Source organism: Roseivirga ehrenbergii (assembly GCF_001593005.1).
GTDB lineage: Bacteria > Bacteroidota > Bacteroidia > Cytophagales > Cyclobacteriaceae > Roseivirga > Roseivirga ehrenbergii.
In genome coordinates this window covers 1-594 of the sequence record NZ_LQZQ01000033.1, presented here as the reverse complement: position 1 = coordinate 594, position 594 = coordinate 1, and the positions used below count along the sequence as shown (strand labels likewise).

The following is a 594-nucleotide window of genomic DNA, read 5'->3' as shown; positions in this document are numbered from 1 at the left end:
AGATTAAGAGGTATTGGTTCTGTTAATGGTAACAACAGCCCTTTTATTGTGGTTGATGGTGTGCCTTTTAGCGGAAACATTAACAGAATTAACCCTGATGACATTGAGTCAATTTCTACTTTGAAAGATGCGGCTTCAACTTCTCTTTATGGAGCTAGAGCGGCTAACGGTGTAATTATCATTACAACCAAACAAGGTAAGAAAAACTCTGCACCAACTTTCTCTTTCTCAACAAAGCAAGGAGTGTCTGCTAGAGGTATTCAAGAATATGATAGACTTGACCCTTTAGCTTACTATCAAGCATATTGGGAAGCACTTAGAAATGATAAAATAACAGCAGGAAAAACTCCTGACGTTGCTGCCGCAGAAGCTACTGCGGAATTAATCACTTTCCTTAAGTACAACGCAACTAATGTTGCCGGAAACCAAATTATTGGAACCGATGGCTCTATCAACCCTAACGCTAGTGTTAGATATTCTTCTGACGATTTAGACTGGTTTGCTCCAATCGAAAGATTAGGTTACAGACAAGAATACAACTTCAGCGCAAAAGGAGCGACTGACAGAGCAGATTACTATGCTTCTATTGGTTAT

1 protein-coding gene is annotated in these 594 nt (G+C 39.4%); it reads left to right on the top strand.

Features of this window, described 5'->3' with window-relative positions:
• A partial coding sequence (locus MB14_RS10230; RefSeq protein ID WP_157716580.1) for a TonB-dependent receptor plug domain-containing protein occupies positions 1–594 on the top strand: 594 nt, incomplete at both ends.